At 74.2% G+C, this 17,656-nt stretch carries 16 protein-coding genes and 2 pseudogenes; 12 read left to right on the plus strand and 6 right to left on the minus strand.

The features are described 5' to 3' along the window. Positions 1–198: 198 nt before the first annotated feature. The 9 genes from IO39_RS39545 (at position 199) to IO39_RS39585 (ending at position 11,018) form a co-directional block, all read left to right on the plus strand. Complete coding sequence (locus IO39_RS39545) at positions 199–711, plus strand: flavin reductase family protein (protein ID WP_043635309.1); 513 nt, start codon at positions 199–201, stop codon at positions 709–711. A gap of 15 nt (positions 712–726) precedes the next feature. After that, positions 727–2,052, plus strand: a complete 1,326-nt coding sequence (locus IO39_RS39550) for an NtaA/DmoA family FMN-dependent monooxygenase (protein ID WP_043635310.1) — start codon at positions 727–729, stop codon at positions 2,050–2,052. A gap of 88 nt (positions 2,053–2,140) precedes the next feature. After that, a complete protein-coding gene (locus IO39_RS39555; RefSeq protein WP_043635313.1) occupies positions 2,141–3,343 on the plus strand; it encodes an LLM class flavin-dependent oxidoreductase in 1,203 nt (400 codons plus the stop codon). Further along, a complete protein-coding gene (locus tag IO39_RS39560) occupies positions 3,340–4,503 on the plus strand; it encodes an LLM class flavin-dependent oxidoreductase (protein ID WP_043635317.1) in 1,164 nt (387 codons plus the stop codon). Before IO39_RS39555 ends, IO39_RS39560 begins: the two co-directional genes overlap by 4 nt. After that, positions 4,500–5,645: an MsnO8 family LLM class oxidoreductase gene (locus IO39_RS39565; RefSeq protein WP_043635320.1), complete on the plus strand. Its 1,146-nt coding sequence runs from the start codon at positions 4,500–4,502 to the stop codon at positions 5,643–5,645. The genes IO39_RS39560 and IO39_RS39565 overlap by 4 nt, the downstream gene beginning before the upstream one ends. Next, on the plus strand, positions 5,642–7,240 hold the full coding sequence (locus tag IO39_RS39570; protein WP_043635323.1) for an ABC transporter substrate-binding protein: 1,599 nt from the start codon (positions 5,642–5,644) through the stop codon (positions 7,238–7,240). The genes IO39_RS39565 and IO39_RS39570 overlap by 4 nt, the downstream gene beginning before the upstream one ends. Further along, positions 7,237–8,142 (plus strand): ABC transporter permease, encoded by a 906-nt coding sequence (locus IO39_RS39575; RefSeq protein ID WP_043635326.1) that lies wholly within the window; start codon positions 7,237–7,239, stop codon positions 8,140–8,142. The genes IO39_RS39570 and IO39_RS39575 overlap by 4 nt, the downstream gene beginning before the upstream one ends. Before the next feature lie 78 nt (positions 8,143–8,220). Further along, positions 8,221–9,018: an ABC transporter permease gene (locus tag IO39_RS39580; protein WP_245642545.1), complete on the plus strand. Its 798-nt coding sequence runs from the start codon at positions 8,221–8,223 to the stop codon at positions 9,016–9,018. Then, on the plus strand, positions 9,015–11,018 hold the full coding sequence (locus IO39_RS39585; RefSeq protein WP_084774293.1) for a dipeptide ABC transporter ATP-binding protein: 2,004 nt from the start codon (positions 9,015–9,017) through the stop codon (positions 11,016–11,018). Before IO39_RS39580 ends, IO39_RS39585 begins: the two co-directional genes overlap by 4 nt. A 69-nt stretch (positions 11,019–11,087) precedes the next feature. Here IO39_RS39585 and IO39_RS55340 read toward each other — a convergent pair whose 3' ends face one another. After that, the gene (locus IO39_RS55340; protein ID WP_043635333.1) at positions 11,088–11,381 is read right to left on the minus strand and encodes a hypothetical protein; all 294 of its coding nucleotides are present in this window, start codon (positions 11,379–11,381) and stop codon (positions 11,088–11,090) included. Between the two features lie 233 nt (positions 11,382–11,614). Here IO39_RS55340 and IO39_RS39595 point away from each other — a divergent pair, with 233 nt between their 5' ends. The 3 genes from IO39_RS39595 to IO39_RS39605 all read left to right on the plus strand — a co-directional run bounded on the left by IO39_RS39595 (position 11,615) and on the right by IO39_RS39605 (position 14,761). Continuing rightward, positions 11,615–12,334 (plus strand): ThuA domain-containing protein, encoded by a 720-nt coding sequence (locus tag IO39_RS39595; protein WP_245642546.1) that lies wholly within the window; start codon positions 11,615–11,617, stop codon positions 12,332–12,334. Next, the gene (locus IO39_RS39600) at positions 12,319–13,413 is read left to right on the plus strand and encodes a Gfo/Idh/MocA family protein (protein ID WP_043635339.1); all 1,095 of its coding nucleotides are present in this window, start codon (positions 12,319–12,321) and stop codon (positions 13,411–13,413) included. The genes IO39_RS39595 and IO39_RS39600 overlap by 16 nt, the downstream gene beginning before the upstream one ends. A gap of 157 nt (positions 13,414–13,570) precedes the next feature. Then, positions 13,571–14,761 carry a cytochrome P450 gene (locus tag IO39_RS39605; protein WP_043635341.1) on the plus strand — a complete coding sequence of 397 codons (1,191 nt, stop codon included), beginning with the start codon at positions 13,571–13,573 and terminating at the stop codon, positions 14,759–14,761. 14 nt (positions 14,762–14,775) lie between these two features. Here IO39_RS39605 and IO39_RS39610 read toward each other — a convergent pair. From IO39_RS39610 to IO39_RS39620, 5 genes and pseudogenes are all read right to left on the minus strand, one after another. Then, positions 14,776–15,288 (minus strand): annotated as a pseudogene (locus IO39_RS39610) (carbohydrate ABC transporter permease); the annotation flags it as partial. 1 nt (position 15,289) lies between these two features. Beyond that, positions 15,290–15,448, minus strand: a pseudogene (locus IO39_RS59250) (DeoR family transcriptional regulator); the annotation flags it as partial. Then, positions 15,445–15,810, minus strand: coding sequence for a family 4 glycosyl hydrolase (locus tag IO39_RS57065; protein ID WP_211267337.1), 366 nt, complete (start codon positions 15,808–15,810; stop codon positions 15,445–15,447). The pseudogene IO39_RS59250 and the gene IO39_RS57065, both read right to left, overlap by 4 nt. Positions 15,811–15,842: 32 nt before the next feature. Beyond that, positions 15,843–16,469 (minus strand): family 4 glycosyl hydrolase, encoded by a 627-nt coding sequence (locus tag IO39_RS57070; RefSeq protein ID WP_211267338.1) that lies wholly within the window; start codon positions 16,467–16,469, stop codon positions 15,843–15,845. A gap of 145 nt (positions 16,470–16,614) precedes the next feature. Beyond that, a complete protein-coding gene (locus tag IO39_RS39620) occupies positions 16,615–17,370 on the minus strand; it encodes a peptidoglycan recognition protein family protein (RefSeq protein ID WP_169789200.1) in 756 nt (251 codons plus the stop codon). Between the last annotated feature and the right edge of the window lie 286 nt (positions 17,371–17,656).

Consider the following 17,656-nt stretch of genomic DNA (forward strand, 5'->3'; position numbering starts at 1 on the left):
TCACGGACCGAAGCCGCCTTCCTCCCTCGTGCTCCCGGCGCGGCCGACGCCGCCCGCGCCACCACCCGCCTGCCGCACGCCTGCGCGCGCCCGCCCGCCGGGCGCCCGCGCGAGCACGCCCTTCTCCCGTGAGGAGCCCACCGTGATCTTGAACCTGTCCTCCCCGTCGCCCCGCCACCCCGGAAGGAGCGCCCGGGCATGACCGAGACCCTGCCGGGCCGCGCCGTCGGCGCCGAACCGTTCCGCCGGGCGCTGGCCGTGCACGCCAGCGGCGTCGTGGTGATCACCGCCCAGAGCGACGGCGTGCCCGTCGGCCTGACCGCCACGTCGTTCTCCTCCGTCAGCCTCGAACCGCCCCTCGTCTCCTTCTACGTGGACCGTTCCTCCACCACCTGGCCCCGGCTCGGCGCGGCCGACCACTTCGCGGTCAACATCCTGGCCAGCGACCAGGCCGAGCTGGCCGCCCGGTTCGCCCGCAAGGGCGTCGACCGGTTCGCGCCGCCGACGAACTGGCGTCCCGGGCCGCTCGGCGCGCCGCTGCTGCACGGCGTCTCCGCGCACCTGGTCTGCCTGCCGTACGAGCGGGCCGAGGTCGGCGACCACGTGCTCGTCGTCGGGCTGGTCGCCGAGGTCGCCACGCACCGGACCGGCCGGCCGCTGCTCTACCACCAGGGCCGCTTCGGCCGCTTCCTGGCCCACCCCGACTCCTGACGTCCCGGAGACCCCATGACCGCCCGCAAACAGGTCCACCTCGCCGCGCACTTCCCCGGCGTGAACAACCACACGGTCTGGGCCGACCCGCGCTCCGGCAGCCAGATCGACTTCGCCTCGTTCGCCCACCTGGCCAGGACGGCCGAGCGCGGCAGGTTCGACTTCTTCTTCCTGGCCGAAGGGCTGCGGCTGCGCGAGCTCAAGGGCCGCATCCACGACCTGGACGTGGTGGGCCGGCCCGAGTCGCTCACCGTGCTCAGCGCCCTGGCCGCCGTGACCCACCGGCTCGGCCTGGCCGGCACGGTCAACACCACCTTCAACGAGCCGTACGAGCTGGCCCGCCGCCTGGCCACCCTCGACCACCTGAGCGGCGGCCGGGCCGGGTGGAACGTGGTGACCACCTCCGACGCCTTCACCGGCGCGAACTTCCGGCGCGGCGGCTACCTCGACCGCGCGGACCGGTACGAGCGCGCCGCCGAGTTCGTCCGCCTGGCACGTGAGCTGTGGGACTCCTGGCGGCCGGACGCCGTGCTCGCCGACCGGGTCGGCGGCCGGTTCCTGCGGCAGGACGCCATCGGCACGGTCGCGCACCACGGCCCGCACTTCTCCGTCGAGGGCCGCTTCACCCTGCCCCGCGGCCCGCAGGGCCGGCCGGTCATCATCCAGGCCGGCGACTCGGGCGAGGGCAGGGAGTTCGCCGCCGCCCACGCTGACGTGATCTTCACGGGGCACGGCTCCCTGGAGGAGGGCAGGCGCTTCTACGCCGACGTCAAGGGCCGCCTGGCCCGGTACGGCCGCGAGCCGCACCAGCTCAAGATCATGCCCGGCGCCACGTACGCGCTGGGCGACACCGAGGAGGAGGCCGCCGAGAACGCCGCCCACATCCGCCGCGCCCAGGTGGGCCCGCAGACCGCGATCGCCTTCCTGGAGCAGGTGTGGGGCCGGGACCTGTCGGCGTACGACCCGGACGGGCCGCTGCCCGACGTCGATCCGGACCTGTCGGAGACCGGCGTCTCCCAGGGCCGGGTGGCGATCAAGGACCGGGCCGCCGTGGCCGCCAAGTGGCGGGCGCTGGCCGAGGAGAAGCACCTGACGATCCGCGAGCTGGTCATCGAGATGACCGGGCGGCAGACGTTCATCGGCACCCCGCGGACCGTGGCCCGGCTCATCGACGAGCACGTGCGGGCGGACGCCGCCGACGGGTTCATCCTGATCCCGCACCTGACGCCCGGCGGCCTGGACGACTTCGTGGCGCGGGTGGTGCCGCTGCTGCAGGAACGCGGCGCCTTCCGCGCCGACTACACCGGCACCACCCTGCGCGAACACCTGGACCTCCGATGACACCGCACCTGGGCGCCGGCCCGTTCCGCCCCTGGCGCCGGCCCCTTCCCGCGCCCGGAAACCGCATGACACCGCACTTGGAGCCCGTATGACGTTGCACCTGGCCGTGGCGCTGGACGGCGCCGGCTGGCACCCGGCCGCCTGGCGCGAGCCGGACGCCGCGCCACGCGCCCTGTTCTCGGCCCGCTACTGGGCCGGGCTGGTCGGCGAGGCCGAGCGGGGGCTGCTCGACTTCGTCACCCTCGAGGACGAGCTCGGCCCGCAGTCCACCCTGCCCGACGGCCACGACGACCGCATCGACCAGGTGCGGGGCCGGTTCGACGCCGTGCTGCTGGCCGCCCGGCTGGCCCCGCTCACCCACCGGATCGGGCTCGTCCCGACCGCCACCACCACCCACACGGAGCCGTTCCACGTGGCCATCGGCATCGCCACGCTCGACCACGTCAGCGGCGGGCGCGCGGGCTGGCGGCCGCGCGTCTCCGCGCGGGCCTCCGACGCGCGCCACTTCGGCCGCCGGCGCCTGCCGCCGCTGCGACCGGCGCCGGCCCGGCCCGCCGGCGCGGACCCGTCCCCGGGCGCGCGGGCGCCGGACCCGTCCGCGGACCCGCTGGTGCGGGAGCTGTTCGAGGAGGCCGGCGACGCCGTGGAGGTGGCGCGGCGGTTGTGGGACAGCTGGGAGGACGACGCCGAGATCCGCGACGTGGCCACCGGCAGGTTCATCGACCGCGACAAACTTCACTACATCGACTTCGCCGGGCGGTTCTTCTCCGTCAAGGGGCCGTCCATCACGCCCCGCCCGCCGCAGGGACAGCCGGTGGTGGCCGCGCTGGCGCACGCCCGGCTGCCGTACGAGTTCGCCGCGGCCCACGCCGACGTCGTCTTCGTCACCCCGCACTCCGCCGACGAGGCCCGCGCCATCGTCGGCGAGGTCCGGGGGCTGTCGGAGGACGTGAAGATCTTCGCCGACCTCGTCGTGTTCCTGGGCGAGGACGCGGCCCGGCGCAAGGCGCGGCTCGACGAGCTGGACGGGGCCGAGCTCGACTCCGACGCCGCCGTCTTCACCGGGCACGTGCGGGAGCTGGCCGACGTGCTGCTGGCCTGGCGGGAGGCCGGCGTCCAGGGGTTCCGGCTGCGGCCGGGCGCGGTGCCGTACGACCTGTGGCAGATCTGCTCCGGGCTGACGGCCGAGCTGCGCTCGCGGCGGGCCTTCAGAAGCAGGTACGAGGCGGACACGCTGCGCGGGCTGCTCGGCCTGCCGCGGCCGGTCAGCCGTTACGCGGAGGCACGATGAAGTTCCTGGCCATCACGTTGATCGCGCACACCGGCGGCGGGACGGCGACCGAGCGCTTCCGCGAGGTCGTCGAGAGCGCGGTGCTGGCCGAGGAGCTGGGCTTCGACGGGTTCGGCGTGGGGGAGCGGCACGAGCGGCCCTTCATCTCCTCCTCACCGCCGGTCGTGCTCAGCCACATCGCGGCCAGGACGTCGGCGATCCGGCTGTTCACCGCGGTGACCACGCTGAGCCTGCTCGACCCGGTGCGCGCCTTCGAGGACTACGCCACCCTCGACCACCTCTCCGGCGGGCGCCTCGAACTGATCATCGGCAAGGGCAACGGCACGGCCCAGGCCCGGCTGTTCCACGTCACCGCCGAGGACCAGTGGGAGCGCAACCAGGAGGCGTACGAGCTGTTCCGCCGCCTGTGGCGGGAGGACGAGGGGACCTGGCAGGGCCGCTTCCGCCCGCCGCTGGTGGCCGCCGAGACCTGGCCGCGCCCGCTGCAGCGGCCGATCAGGGTCTGGCACGGCAGCGCCACCAGCAAGGAGTCGGTGGAGCTGGCCGCCCGCCACGGCGACCCGATCTTCTCCGCGAACGTCACCAACCCCATCGAGCCGTACGCCGAGCTGATCGACCACTACCGGGAACGCTGGGCCCACTACGGGCACGACCCGGCCGGCGCGCTGGTGGGGGCCGGGACGGCGGGGTACTACGCGGCCCGCACCTCCCAGGAGGCGATCGCGACGTACCGGCCGGTCTTCGACGCCCGGGTGGCGCTCCAGCGCCGGCTCGGCCTACCGGTCGTCTTCCCGACGCTGGAGGACGCCATCGAGCGCGGCTCGATCCTGGTCGGCAGCCCGCAGCAGGTCATCGACAAGGTGCTGCGCTACCACGAGCGGTTCGGGCACGAGGTCATGCACCTGCCCGCCGACGCCGACGGGCTCGACCCCGGGCGGCACAGGGCGGCGCTGGAGCTGTTCCAGGCCGAGATCGCGCCCGTGCTCCGGGCCGAGATCCCGAGCCGCCCCTTCCCCGCCGCCCCCACTCCCCATGCCCCGCCCACTCACGCCGCCCTCACTCCTGACGCCCCCGCCGCTTCTGACGCTGTCCCCGCTCCTGACGCTGTCCCCGCTTCTCACGCCGTCCCCGCTTCTCACGCCGCCGGAGGGGTCTCGTGACGCTGTCCATCCTCGACCTGGCGCCCGTCCCGTCCGGGAAGACGGCCGCCGACGCGCTGCGCAACACCATCGACCTCGCCCGGCGGGCCGAGCGGCTCGGGTACCACCGCTACTGGGTGGCCGAGCACCACTTCGCGCCCGGCGTGGCCAGTTCCGACCCGGCCGTGCTGATCGCGCTGATCGCGGCGGCCACCGGCACCATCCGGGTGGGGTCGGGGGCGGTGCAGCTCGGCCACCGCACGCCGCTGTCGGTGGTCGAGCAGTTCGGCCTCATCGACGCCCTCCACCCGGGACGCGTCGACCTGGGCATCGGCCGCTCCGGACAGCGCCGTGCCGAACTCACCGCCGCGAACGGCGCCGCCGCGCCCGCCGCCGGGCGCGGCCCACGGGACGCCGCCGCGGCCCCCGGCGGGGCGCCGGCGGGGGCGAGGGTGGTGGACGGGCTGCTCATCCCGCCGCCGTTCGACCACGCCAGGCTGGCCGCCCACCCGCACGTCGCCCACTACGCGGCCCTGCTCCAGCAGCCCGGCGCGCGGACGCCCGACTTCGCCGCCCAGATCGACGAGGTGCTCGCCTTCCTCGACGGCACCCACCAGGCGCGCGCCGTCCCCGGCGAGGGGGCCGGGGTGCGGGTGTGGATCCTGGGTAGCAGCGGCGGGCAGAGCGCCCGGGTGGCGGGGGAGCGGGGGCTGCCGTTCGCCGCCAACTACCACGTCAGCCCGGCCACGGTGCTGGAGGCCGTCGAGGCGTACCGGGAGGCGTTCAAGCCCTCCGCCGAGCTGGTCGAGCCGTACGTCATCGTCTCCGCCGACGCCGTCGTCGCCGAGGACGAGGCCAGGGCCCGCGAGCTGGCCTCCCCCTACGCCCTCTGGGTGCGCAGCATCAGGACGGGCGCCGGCGCCATGCGCTACGCCACGCCCGCCGAGGCCGCCGCGCACGCCTGGACCGACGCCGACAGGGAGCTGGTCGCCGACCGCGTCGCCACCCAGTTCACCGGCACGCCGGAGCAGGTCGCCGAAGGGCTGCGCGTGCTGCGGCGCGTCACCGGGGCCGACGAGCTGCTCGTCACCACCATCACGCACGACCACGACGACCGCGTGCGCTCGTACGAGCTGCTCGCGGAAGCCTGGAACCGCCCGTGAAGCGCCTGATCCCCGCCCTGGCGCTGGCCCTGGCCGCGTGCGGCGCCGGGCCGGCCGCCGAGACGGCCGCGTCCACCTCCCTGACCTGGGCCATCGAGACCCAGCCGATCACGCTCAACCCGCAGCAGTGGTCGCAGAACAAGGTCAGGCTGCTCGTGTTCAACCAGTTCGACGCGCTGCTGACCCGCCGCGCGGACGGCTCGTTCGGGCCCTGGCTGGCCAGGGCGTGGCAGGTGTCGGACGACGGGCTGACCTACACCCTCCACCTGCGCGACGACGTGACCTTCCACGACGGCACCCGGTTCGACGCCGCCTCGGTCAAGGCCAACCTCGACCAGTTCCTCGTGCCGGGCTACAACCCGGCCGTAGCCGCGATCCAGCTCAAGGCGTACAAGGAGGCGAAGGTCGTCTCACCGCACACCCTGGAGATCACGCTCAAGGAGCCGGACGCGCTCTTCCCCGACTTCCTCGCCTCCCCCTACGCCGGGCAGGTCTCCCCGGCGTCGCTCAAGAGCGCCAGGGACCTCAAGTTCGGCGGGACCGAGCTGGCCGGCACCGGGCCGTTCGTCCTGGACCGGTACGTGCCCGGCCAGGAGCTCCACTACCGGCGCAACCCCGCCTACCGGTGGCCGCCCGACGGAGCCGCCCACCAGGGGCCCGCCCACCTGTCGGAGATCACCTACCGCTTCCTGCCCGAGGCCGCCGTCCGGGTGGGCGCGCTCACCTCCGGCCAGGTGCAGGTCATCGAGGGCGTGCCCGCCACCGAGGCCGCCCTGATCGGGAAGGACCCCGGCCTCACGCTGAAGACCGCACTCAACTCCGGCACCTCCTTCTCCTACTACTTCAACACCTCCCGCGCCCCCTTCGACGACCAGCGCGTACGCGAGGCGTTCCGCGAGGCCGTGGACGTGGACGCGGTGCTGCGCTCGGTCTACCGGGGCACCGCCACCCGGGCGTGGAGCGTCGTCGCCGCGTCCGGCCCGTTCTACGACCCGAGCCTCGAGAACGCCTACGGCGGCGCCGTGGCCAAGGCCAACGCGCTGCTCGACGCGGCCGGCTGGCGGCAGCGCGACGCCGAGGGCTACCGGGTCAAGGACGGCCGGCGGCTGACCGTGCGCTCGGTCACCGCCGCCCCGTACGTGCGCGACCGCCGCGACGTCCTCGCCCAGGCCGTGCAGGCCCAGGTCAAGCAGAACGCCGGGATCGACTTCCAGGTCAGGATCGTGGACCCCGGCACCGCGCAGGAGGCGCTCGACGCCAACGAGTACGAGATCTTCGAGAACTCCCGGGGCGACTCCGACGCCGGCGCCGCGCTCAACCTCCTCCTGCCGGGCGAGGGCGCGCTCAACCGGACCCGCTTCTCCGACCCCCGCGTGGAGCGGTGGCTCGCCGAGGCGGGGGCCGAGTCCGGGCAGGCGCGGCGCAAGGAGCTGTACGCCAGGGTGCAGCGGGCCGTGGTGCGCGAACGGGCCCTCGTCTTCCCGATCTACGTCCCCGCCGACCAGATCGCGGCCCGTAAGAGCGTGCACGGGCTGGGCTTCGACCCCGCCTCCGGCACGCCGGCCGGCGCCTACGACGTACGGATCGGCACGTGATCAGGCGGCTCGGCGCCGGGCTGGCCGTGCTGTGGGCCGCCGCCACCGCCTCCTACCTCGCGCTGCTGCTGGCCCCGGGCGACACCGTGGACGTCCTGGTCGGCGAGGGGCCGGACACGCCGCAGATCCGGGCCGCGATCGTCCGCGAGTGGGGGCTCGACCGGCCCGGGATCGTGCAGTACCTGGCCTACCTGTGGCGGCTGCTGCACGGCGACCTCGGGCGGTCGTACCAGTCGCAGCGCGGCGTCGGCGAGATCCTGGCCACCCAGGTCGGGCCGACCGTCCAGCTCACCCTGGCCGCGGCGGCGGCCGGGGTGACGCTGGCCGGTCTCATCGCGGTCGTCACGGCCGGGCGCGGCCGGGCGGCCCGCGCCGCCGTCTCGGCGGCCGAGCTGGTGGCGGTGTCGGTGCCGCCGTTCCTGATCGGGATCGTGCTGCTGGCGGTGTTCTCGTTCACGCTCGGCTGGTTCCCCGTCTCGGGCGCCGCCGGGCCCGCCGCGCTCGTGCTGCCCGCGCTCACGCTCGGGCTGCCCATCGCGGGCGTGCTCGGGCAGGTGCTGCGGGGCGGCCTGGAACGGGCGCTGGAGCAGCCGTTCGCGCTCACCGCCAGGGCGCGCGGGCTGACCGAGCGGGCGCTGGTCACCCGGCACGCGCTGCGGCACGCGCTCATCCCCGCCGTGACGCTGGCCGGCTGGTTCACCGGCAGCCTGCTCGGCGGGGCCGTCATCACCGAGGTGCTGTTCGGCCGGCCCGGCCTCGGCCGCGTCGCCGTGGACGCGGTCACGGGGCGGGACATGCCGGTGGTGATGGCCGTCGTGCTGCTGTCCGCCTGCGTGTACGTGGTCATCAGCACGCTCCTGGACCTGGCCTACCGCGCCATCGACCCGCAAACCCGGAGCTGATCCATGCCCGCCCCCACACCCACAGCCCTGCCCGCGGCACCGCCGGCGGCGGTCCGGAGGAGGCGTCCTCGGAGCGCGGTGCTGCCGCCGCTGCTCCCGTCCGCGCTGCTCGGCCTGGTCGCGCTGGCCGTGGCCGTGCCGGGCCTGCTCGCCGGCGCCGACCCCCTGGCCGCCGACCCGCTCGCCGCGCTCGCGCCGCCCGGCCCCGGGCACTGGTTCGGCAGCGACCACCTCGGCCGCGACGTCCTGGCCAGGGTCGTGCACGGCGCCCGCCACTCCATCAGCATCGGCGTCGTGGCCACCGCCCTGGCCGTCACCTCCGGCGTGCTGCTCGGCCTGGCCGCCGGGCTGTCGCCCCGGTGGCTGGACGAGGCCCTGGCCCGCGCGTTCGACGTCCTGTCCACCCTGCCCGAGCTGCTGCTCGCCCTGCTCGTCGTGGCGATCACCGGCCCCGGCACCGCGAACGTGATCTTCGCCATCGCCGTCGCCCAGATCCCCGCCTACGCCCGCGTGATCCGCGCCCAGACCTTCGTCGTGCGCCGCTCCGGCTGCGTCGAGCAGGCCGTCACGTTCGGCCGCGGCCGCCTGGCGATCACCGCCGGGCACGTGCTCCCGAATGTGCTCGGGCCCATCCCCGTGCTGGCCACGATCGGGCTCGGCACGGCGATCATCGCCGGGTCGGGGCTCAGCTTCCTCGGCATGGGACCGCAGCCCCCGGCCGCGGAGTGGGGCGCCATGCTCTCCGAGGCCCGCGACTACCTGCGGGTGGCCTGGTGGGAGGCGCTGTTCCCGGGCCTGGCGATCACGCTGACCGTCGCCTGCCTGACCGTGGTGGGCCGCCGCCTCCAGCGCCGCTTCGAAGGAAGGACACCATGACCACCACCCACGACCAGGACCTCCCGCCCACCCCACCCGACGACCCCCCGATCGCCCATGCCCCGGCGCCCGGCACGGAAGACCCCGGCAGGTCCGAGCCCGGCACCGGAGACCTCGGCAGGTCCGTGCCCGGCACCGGAGACCTCGGCAGGTCCGTGCCCGGCACCGGGGACCTCGGCGGGTTCGGGCCCGGGGCGGCGGATCTTCGTGCCGGCGGGCCCGGTGGCGGGGACGGGCGGGCGCTGGTCGCCGTGGAGGATCTGTGGGTGGGGTTCGGCGGGGTGGAGGTGGTGCGGGGGGTCTCGTTGTCCGTCGCGCCGGGTGAGTGCGTGGCGATCGTCGGGGAGTCCGGCTCGGGCAAGAGCGTCACGGCGCGGACCCTGCTCGGGCTGGCCGGTCCCGGCGCGGACGTGCGGGCGTCGGCGTTCACGGTCGCGGGCCAGGACGCGCTCGGGTTCGGGCCGCGCGAGTGGCGGGCGCTGCGGGGAAGGTTCGCCGGGCTGGTGCTGCAGGACGCGCTGGTCTCGCTCGACCCCCTGCGCACCGTGGGCGCGGAGATCGCCGAGGTGCTGGCCGTCCACGACGTGGTGCCCCGGGCCTGGCGGGGGAGCAGAGTGCTGGAGCTGCTGGAGTCGGTCGGCGTGCCGGAGCCCGAGGTACGCGCCCGGCAGCGCCCGCACGAGCTCTCCGGCGGGCTGCGGCAGCGGGTGCTGATCGCCTCCGCCATCGCGGCCGAGCCCGAGCTGATCATCGCCGACGAGCCGACCACGGCGCTCGACGTCACCGTGCAGGCCCAGGTCCTGCGCCTGCTGGCCGAGCGCCGGGCGGCGGGCAGCGCGCTGCTGCTGATCAGCCACGATCTGGCCGTCGTCGGCTCGATCGCCGACCGCGTCCTCGTCATGCGGGAAGGCCGCGTCGTCGAGGAGGGCCCCGCCCCGGACGTGCTCGTCGCGCCCGCGCACGCCTACACGCGCGCCCTGCTCGCGGCGGTCCCGTCGGCCGCCTCACGCGGCACCCGCCTCACGGACGGCACCCCCCTGCCCCGACGCCCCGCCCCACCCGAACCACCATCGTCCCCGGCCACTCCTGCCCGGGCCGGTGTCCAGCCGTCCGGCCTCGCAGGCGATCGGGCCGCGCGGTCGTATGGCGCGGCGGCGCCGGGCAAAGGGGTGGAGGCGCCGGGGCCAGGGGTGGGGGCGGTTCCGGTGCTCGTGGGGGCCGGGCTGGGACGTTCCTACGGTTCGCGGCGGGTGGTCGATGACGTCTCGTTCGTGCTGCATCGGGGCGAGACGCTCGGCGTCGTGGGCGAGTCCGGCTCGGGCAAGACCACGCTCGCCCGCCTGGCCCTGGCCCTGCTCGAACCGGACCAGGGCCGGGTCAGCCTGCTCGGCGGGCCCTGGAGCGGCCTGCGCGAGCGGGAGCGCCGCCCCCGCCGCCCCCGCATCCAGCTCATCTCCCAGAACCCGCTGGACTCCTTCGACCCCCGGCACACCGCCGGCCGCCTGATCGCCGAGCCGCTGCGGCTGCCCGGGCGCGAGCGCCGGGCCCGGGTGCTGGACCTGCTGGCCCGCGTCGGCCTCCCGCCGGACATGGCCGCCCGGCACCCGCGCGAGCTGTCCGGCGGCCAGCGCCAGCGGATCGCCATCGCCCGCGCGCTCGGCCCCCGCCCCGACGTGCTCGTCGCCGACGAGCCCGTCTCCGCGCTGGACGTCTCCGTGCAGGCCCAGGTGCTCGACCTGCTGGCCGAGCTCCAGGCCGAGTACGGCACCGCGATGGTGTTCATCTCCCACGACCTGGGTGTCGTCCACCACCTCGCGGACCGGGTGCTGGTCATGAAGGACGGCCGGGTCGTGGAGGAGGGCGACGTGGCGGAGGTGTTCGCCCGGCCGCGCCACCCGTACACGCGGGAGCTGGTGGCGGCCGTGCCCCGGCTGCCCGCGGGCCGGCCGGCGGGCAGCCGGGGCACGGCGGCGGAACAGCGGGTGGGCGCGGGAACGTGAGCCCGCCGGGCGGAGGCCCTTGCCGGGTGTCGTGAGGTGCGGCCCCCGGCTACGCGCCCGGAGCGGCTCTCAGCACCCGGCCGAGCCGACGTACTTGATCGGCCAGTTGACCGAGGTGCCCGAGGTCTGGCCGATCGGCACGCAGGGGCCGGTGATCAGGATGGTGCCGGTGTGGTGCTGAGCGTGCACGACCACCATGTGCTTGCCCGTGCCGGAGGTGCAGAGGCTGGACGCCCAGTTCGAGGTGTGGTGGGTGCTGCAGCCGGAGGGGCCGGCCAGGGCGGTGCCGGGGGTGAGCGCCGCGATGCCCAGACCGAGGGCGGCGATGCTCGACAGGGTCGCGACGCGACGACGAAGGCTCATGATGCATCTCCCCAGGGCGTGAACTCTTAGGAAACTTTCCTAAAGGAAAGCTAGATCGCGCGATCCGGAAGGTCAACGTCTCCGGCGGCGGCACCGATGACGGCTCGCGACGGATGGCCGAGATCGAGGGGAAATAGGGCGGGAGTTTTCGGTCGGAGTCAGACACAATTGGCGATGTGTGCCCTCTTTAACAACTTTGGCGGCACGCGACTGGTTTATGGTTCATCGAGCGATTGGCGAGACGCATGGCGGGCGAGCGCAGACGTAAGGTCCTCGTGGTGCGGGGCGGCTGGGAAGGCCACGTCCCGGTGGCGGCCACCGACCTCTTCGTGCCCTTCCTGGAGAAGAACGGCTACGAGGTGCGGCTGTCGGACAGCCCCGCGCCTTACGCGGACCCCGCGTACATGTCCGACGTCGACCTCATCGTGCAGTGCTACACGATGGGCGCCATCGAGCAGGCCGAGCTCAAGGGCCTGCGCGCCGCGATCGAGGCGGGCACCGGGCTGGCCGGCTGGCACGGCGGGATCGCCGACTCCTACCGCAACTCCTCCGACTACCTGCACCTCATCGGCGGCCAGTTCGCCTGCCACCCCGGCAAGCACCCCGACGACGAGGACGCGGGCACCGAACGGCACAACTTCGTCCCGTACACGGTGAACATGCTGCCCGAGGCGGCCGCGCACCCGATCACCGAGGGGATCGGCGACTTCGACCTCGTCACCGAGCAGTACTGGGTGCTGACCGACGACTACATCGACGTGCTGGCCACCACGACCCAGAAGGTGCGCCCCTGGGACCCCTGGCACCGCGAGGTGACCTCGCCGGCGATCTGGACCCGGCGCTGGGGCAAGGGCCGGATCTTCGTCGCCACGCCGGGGCACAGCCTCGACGTCCTGGAGCACGACAGCGTGCGCACCATCATCGAGAGGGGCATGTTGTGGGCCAGCCGCTGAACGTGGGCATCGTGGGCTGCGGGGCCATCTCGGCCCAGTACCTGACCACCATCGACCGGCTGCCGCAGGTGCGGCTGGTCGCGGTGGCCGACCTGGACCTCGACCGGGCGCGGGAGGCGGCGCGGCCGTACCCGGGCGTCGCGGCGACGGGCGTGGCCGAGCTGCTGGCCGACCCGGGGGTGGACGTCGTGCTGAACCTCACCGTCCCGGCCGCCCACGCCGACGTCGCGCTGCGCGCGATCGCGGCGGGCAAGGACGTCTACTGCGAGAAGCCGCTGGCCGCCACCGGCGAGGAGGCGCGGCGGGTGCTGGAGGCGGCGCGGGCGGCGGGCGTACGGGTCGGCTGCGCCCCCGACACCGTCCTCGGCACCGGTACGCAGACCGCCCGCCAGGCCATCGACGACGGCCTGATCGGCCGGCCGGTGGCGGCCATGGCGACGATGGTGACGCCCGGCCACGAGCGCTGGCACCCCAACCCCGACTTCTACTACGTGCCGGGCGGCGGCCCGCTCCTGGACATGGGCCCGTACTACGTCAGCAGCCTGGTGACGCTGCTCGGGCCCGTGGCGTCGGTGATCGGCGCGGCGAGCCGCACGCGGGCCAAGCGCACGATCGGCTCCGGCCCCCGCCAGGGCGAGGAGATCCCGGTCACCGTGGACACCCACGTCACCGGCGTGCTCGTGCACGAGTCCGGCGCGCTGTCCACGCTGGTGATGAGCTTCGACGCGGTGGACACCCGGGCGCCCAACATCGAGGTGCACGGCGAGCGCGGCTCGCTCGTCGTGCCCGACCCCAACCGCTTCGACGGGGACGTCCTGCTGACCCGGCTCGGCGACGACGGCCCGAGAGAACTGCCCGTGTCGGCCGGGTACGCCGGCGCGGGCCGGGGCGTGGGCCTGATCGACTTCCTGGCCGACCGGGAGCCGAGGGCGGGCGGGACGCTGGCCTTCCACGTGCTCGACGTCATGGAGTCGCTGCTCGCCTCGGCGCACACCGGCCGGTCGCTGGACGTCGGGAGCACCTGCGAACGGCCCCGGCCGGTCGCGCTGGGCGACCCCGCCGCCGCGGACCGGCCGTAACCCCGGACCGGCCATAACCCCGGGCCGGCCTGTACCCCGGGCCGGCCTGGACCCGCTCCCGCGGCGCAAGGAACCCCGGCGAGGGTGGTCTCCCGCGGGCGCGGCGCAGCGTTTACGTTGGCAGGTGGTGATCCGCGCAAATGCGTCAGGAGACGACATGAGCGATTCCGCGACCTTACCTGTCTACATGCGCCGCTCCGCCTTCGACCCCGACCCCGAACTCGTCCGGCTGCGCGAGCAGGAAGGAGTGCGGCTCGTACGCAGCCTGTTCGGCCTGGACGTCTGGCTGGTGACCCGGTTCGCCGACGTCAGGGAGGTGCTCGGCGACCCCGTCCGGTTCAGCAACGCCCGGCAGCCGCGCCCGCCGGGCGCCCCCGACATGCCCCTGGAGGAGGTCAGGCGGACCCAGGCGGGCCACCTGCTGCTCTTCGACCCGCCCGAGCACACCCGGCTGCGCCGCATGCTCACCCCGGAGTTCACCATGCGCCGGATGCGCCGGATGGAGCCGCGCGTCCAGGAGATCGTGGCGCGGCACCTCGACGCGATGGAGGCGGCCGGCCCGCCGGTGGACCTGGTGAGCGCGTTCGCCCTGCCGATCCCGGCGCTGGTGATCTGCGAGCTGCTGGGCGTGCCGTACGAGGACCGCGCCGGCTTCCAGGAGCGCAGCTCGAAGGTGCTCGATCTGTCCCTGCCCCTCGACGAGCGCGCCGCGGCCCGGACCGCGACCCGCGCGTACATCCGCGAGCTGGTCGGACGCGCCCGCCGCGACCCCGGCGAGGACCTGATCGGCATGCTCATCCGCGAGCACGGCGACGACCTGACCGAGGACGAGCTGGTCGGCATCGGCAGCCTGCTGCTCGTGGCAGGCCACGAGACCACCGCCAACATGCTCGCCGCCGGCGTCCTCGCCCTGCTGCGCCACCCCGGCCAGCTCGACCTGCTCAGGAAGGAGCCCGAGCGGATCGGCGCGGCGGTGGAGGAGCTGCTGCGCTGGCTCAGCATCGTGCACTCCGGCACCATGAAGGTCACCACCAGGGAGGTGGAGCTGGCGGGCGTGCGCATCCCGGAGAACGCGACGGTGGCGTGCGCGCTGCCCGCCGCCAACCGCGACCCCGCCCTCGTCCCCGACCCCGACCGGCTCGACATCGGCCGCGGCGAGCTGGGCCACGTCGCCTTCGGTCACGGCGTGCACCACTGCCTGGGCGCGCCGCTGGCCAGGATGGAGATGCGCATCGCCTTCCCGGCCCTGTTCGAGCGCTTCCCCGGGCTGCGCGAGGCCGGGCCGCCCGCCGAGTTCCGCTCCTTCAACCTCGTCTACGGCCTCGACTCCCTCCACGTCGCCTGGTGAAATCCCGGCCGGCCTCACCCCTTGAGGCCGCTGAACGTCATCGTGGCCACGAACTGCCGCTGCGCCAGCACGAAGGCGATGATCAGCGGCATCGTGGCCACCACGTTGCCCGCCATGAGCAGCGGCCACTGCGTGTGCCGGGTGCCCTGGAAGTTCGCCAGCCCGAGCTGGATCGTGTACAGGCTCTCGTCGCTGATCGCGATGAGCGGCCAGACGAGGTCGTTCCACGAGCCCAGCAGCGTGAACACGGTGAGCGTGGCCAGCGCCGGCCGGGCCAGCGGCAGCACCACCCGCCAGAACACCCCGAACGCGCCGCACCCGTCGATGCGGGCCGCGTCCTCCAGCTCGGCGGGCAGCGACAGGAAGAACTGCCGCATCAGGAAGATCCCGAACGCCGACGCCAGCCACGGCACGAACGCCGCGGCCAGGGTGTCGATCAGGCCGAGCCGGCTGAACATGACGTACGTCGGGATCATCAGGAGCTGGGCCGGGATCATGATGGTCGCCAGGATCATCAGGAACCCGGCGCACCTTGCCCTGCTCCTCCAGCGCGTCGAGGTCGGCGCGGACCGTCACGCTGGACACCCCGAACGCCTCGGCCAGCTCCGCCACCCGGGCGAACTCCTGCTCGGTGAGCAGCGCCAGCATGCGCTCGCGCCGCACCTCGGTCGGCATCGACTCGCTCATCGGCGCACCGCCGCGGGCAGCAGGTCGCCGTGCGCCTCGAACAGCTCGTCGCACAGCGCCTCGATCGCGGGCAGCGGCAGCGTGGCCGCGGTGTTGGGGTCGAGCATCGCCGCCCGGTAGACGTGCGCGCGCTCGCCGTCGAGCACGGCGCGCACGGTCAGCTCGACCACGTTGAGGAACGTGCGGTTGAGCGCGGCCACCTGGACCGGCAGGTCGCCCACCGCGACCGGGCGCACCCCTGCCGCGCCGACCCGGGCCGGCACCTCCACGCAGCCGCCCTCCGGCAGGTTGCCGATCAGGCCGCGGTTGGCCACGTTGACGTAGATCTCCTTCTCCTCGCCGGTCAGCATCGCCAGGATCATCGCGGCCGCGGGCTCCTGGTGCTGCCAGCGGATCAGCAGGGGGTGACCGGCCGACAGGGCGCGGCGCGTCTCTTCGTACAGGTGTCGACCTCGTCCTCGTCGCGCCCGACCAGGTCGGCGAGGTAGGCGTGCGTGTCGCACACCGAGTGGCACAACCCCGCGAACCGCTCGAACCCGGTGGCCTCGTGCACCGCCCACCCGGTCATCGCCATCGGGTCGCTGCAGCTCAGCAGCCACGCGTCGGGGCACTCCTCGGCCATCTGCGCGGCCAGCTCGACCAGCACCGGGATCGTGCGCAGCCCGCGGAAGACGCCGCCGATCCCGATGGTGTCGCCGATGGTCTGGCGCAGGCCGTAGCGGTGGGGGATCTCGAAGTCGCGCAGCGTGGCCTCGAAGCCGCCGACGTCGAGGTGGCTGACCACGAAGCCGGCGCCCTTGAGCGCCTGCCGCCGGTCGAACACGCTGCCGATCTTCGCCGCCGCGCCCGCCTCCGCGTCGAGCGCGCGCACGAGCGCCTCGGCCGTGGCGAGCCTGCCCGGGTCATCGTCGTGCAGCACGATCTCCAGCTCGCCGCGCAGGGCGGGGGCGAGCACCAGGGCGGAGACGACGCGGCGCGTCAGCTCAACGTCACCGACCCCGATGAAGACGATCCGCGCCATCCCCGAAGTATCCCACGCCCCGTACGCGCCGGGCCCGGCGCGGGCCTGACCCCCGTGCGGCCTGATCCCCGCGTGGCCTGACTCCCGTGTGCCGGGCCCCGTGCGCGCCGGCCCCCCGTACGCGCCGATCCTCATGCCGGTCTTGTCACACGCGCAGCAGCGGGGGCCAGGTCTTCGGGCCGACGAGGCCGTCCGCGTCCAGGCCCTGAGCCCGCTGGAACGAGCGGACCAGCTCCACCAGCCCGTCGTCGCAGAGGCTGGAGGTCAGCCATCCCTCCAGCCCGCCGGGCAGGTCGGCGTAGACCGTCGAGGGCACGTGCCCTCGGGCGAACAGGCACCCCCGGACCGTCTTGACGTCGAGGTTGTCGTCACCGGGCCGGATCAGGGGCAGTTGCTTCACGATGTCCTCTGTCCACGACGAGCCGGGCGTGCCGGCGATGAGGGCGGCCACGGCCGCCCGGAAGGCGTTCATGTCGACCGAGTGGGGGTCGGGCTTGGCGGTGTTGACCTCCCGGTGTGCCTTGACCCGCGAGACGGGCAGCCCGAACTCGCGGCACAATTCCGCGCACAGCTTCCGATAGGCGTCGAGTTGCACCTCGGGCCAGGGCTGGAAGCCGTTGTTCTCGGCCTCGATGCCGAGCGAGCGGGAGTTGGTGTGCAGGGAGCTGGTCGAGGGGGCGTTGTGCCAGCAGCGGCCGGCCGCGATCACGTAGATCTGCCCGGACCGGCCGAGCCCGAACTGCGACAGCGGCCCGCGCAGCCCCGGCCGCCCGTCGCGCACGACGCGCAGGGAGGGGTAGTCGCCGCCGCCGGCGGGCCCCGCGGTGTGATGGCAGACGATGCCGCGCACCTCGGGCTGCGGCCCATGCCCCCGGCTCTTCCACCCGTCGACCTCGGTCACGGGATGACCGGTCCGGCGGGCGACGTCGGCTAGTTGCGTCAGGAAGGGCATTGCACACCTCCGGAGAAGTTTTCGATGAGTCTCATCTCCGTCCATTGACGACTGGTAGCGATCCACTTGCAGTAGGTGATCTTCCTGGCCGCGTTGCCGTCGGCGGCCGGTGACCACGGAAAAGTCCGGGGCGGCGGATGCTCCTATGGATGTCAATCGGTGTTTTCTTGATCGTTTTGGGTGATCGCTTTGTAGAGTTCCCGGGCGATGTAGCGTTTGAGGCAGCGGATGATCT

Source organism: Nonomuraea candida (assembly GCF_000725485.1).
Lineage (GTDB): Bacteria > Actinomycetota > Actinomycetes > Streptosporangiales > Streptosporangiaceae > Nonomuraea > Nonomuraea candida.

Excerpts from the sequence above, each read along its gene's own strand:
- IO39_RS39545 (WP_043635309.1), top strand. The coding sequence starts at position 199 with ATGACCGAGACCCTGCCGGGCCGCGCCGTCGGCGCCGAACCGTTCCGC.
- IO39_RS39550 (WP_043635310.1), top strand. The coding sequence starts at position 727 with ATGACCGCCCGCAAACAGGTCCACCTCGCCGCGCACTTCCCCGGCGTG.
- IO39_RS39555 (WP_043635313.1), top strand. The coding sequence starts at position 2,141 with ATGACGTTGCACCTGGCCGTGGCGCTGGACGGCGCCGGCTGGCACCCG.
- IO39_RS39560 (WP_043635317.1), top strand. The coding sequence starts at position 3,340 with ATGAAGTTCCTGGCCATCACGTTGATCGCGCACACCGGCGGCGGGACG.
- IO39_RS39585 (WP_084774293.1), top strand. The coding sequence starts at position 9,015 with ATGACCACCACCCACGACCAGGACCTCCCGCCCACCCCACCCGACGAC.
- IO39_RS55340 (WP_043635333.1), bottom strand. The coding sequence starts at position 11,381 with ATGAGCCTTCGTCGTCGCGTCGCGACCCTGTCGAGCATCGCCGCCCTC.
- IO39_RS39605 (WP_043635341.1), top strand. The coding sequence starts at position 13,571 with ATGAGCGATTCCGCGACCTTACCTGTCTACATGCGCCGCTCCGCCTTC.
- IO39_RS57065 (WP_211267337.1), bottom strand. The coding sequence starts at position 15,810 with ATGATCCTGGCGATGCTGACCGGCGAGGAGAAGGAGATCTACGTCAAC.
- IO39_RS57070 (WP_211267338.1), bottom strand. The coding sequence starts at position 16,469 with ATGGCGCGGATCGTCTTCATCGGGGTCGGTGACGTTGAGCTGACGCGC.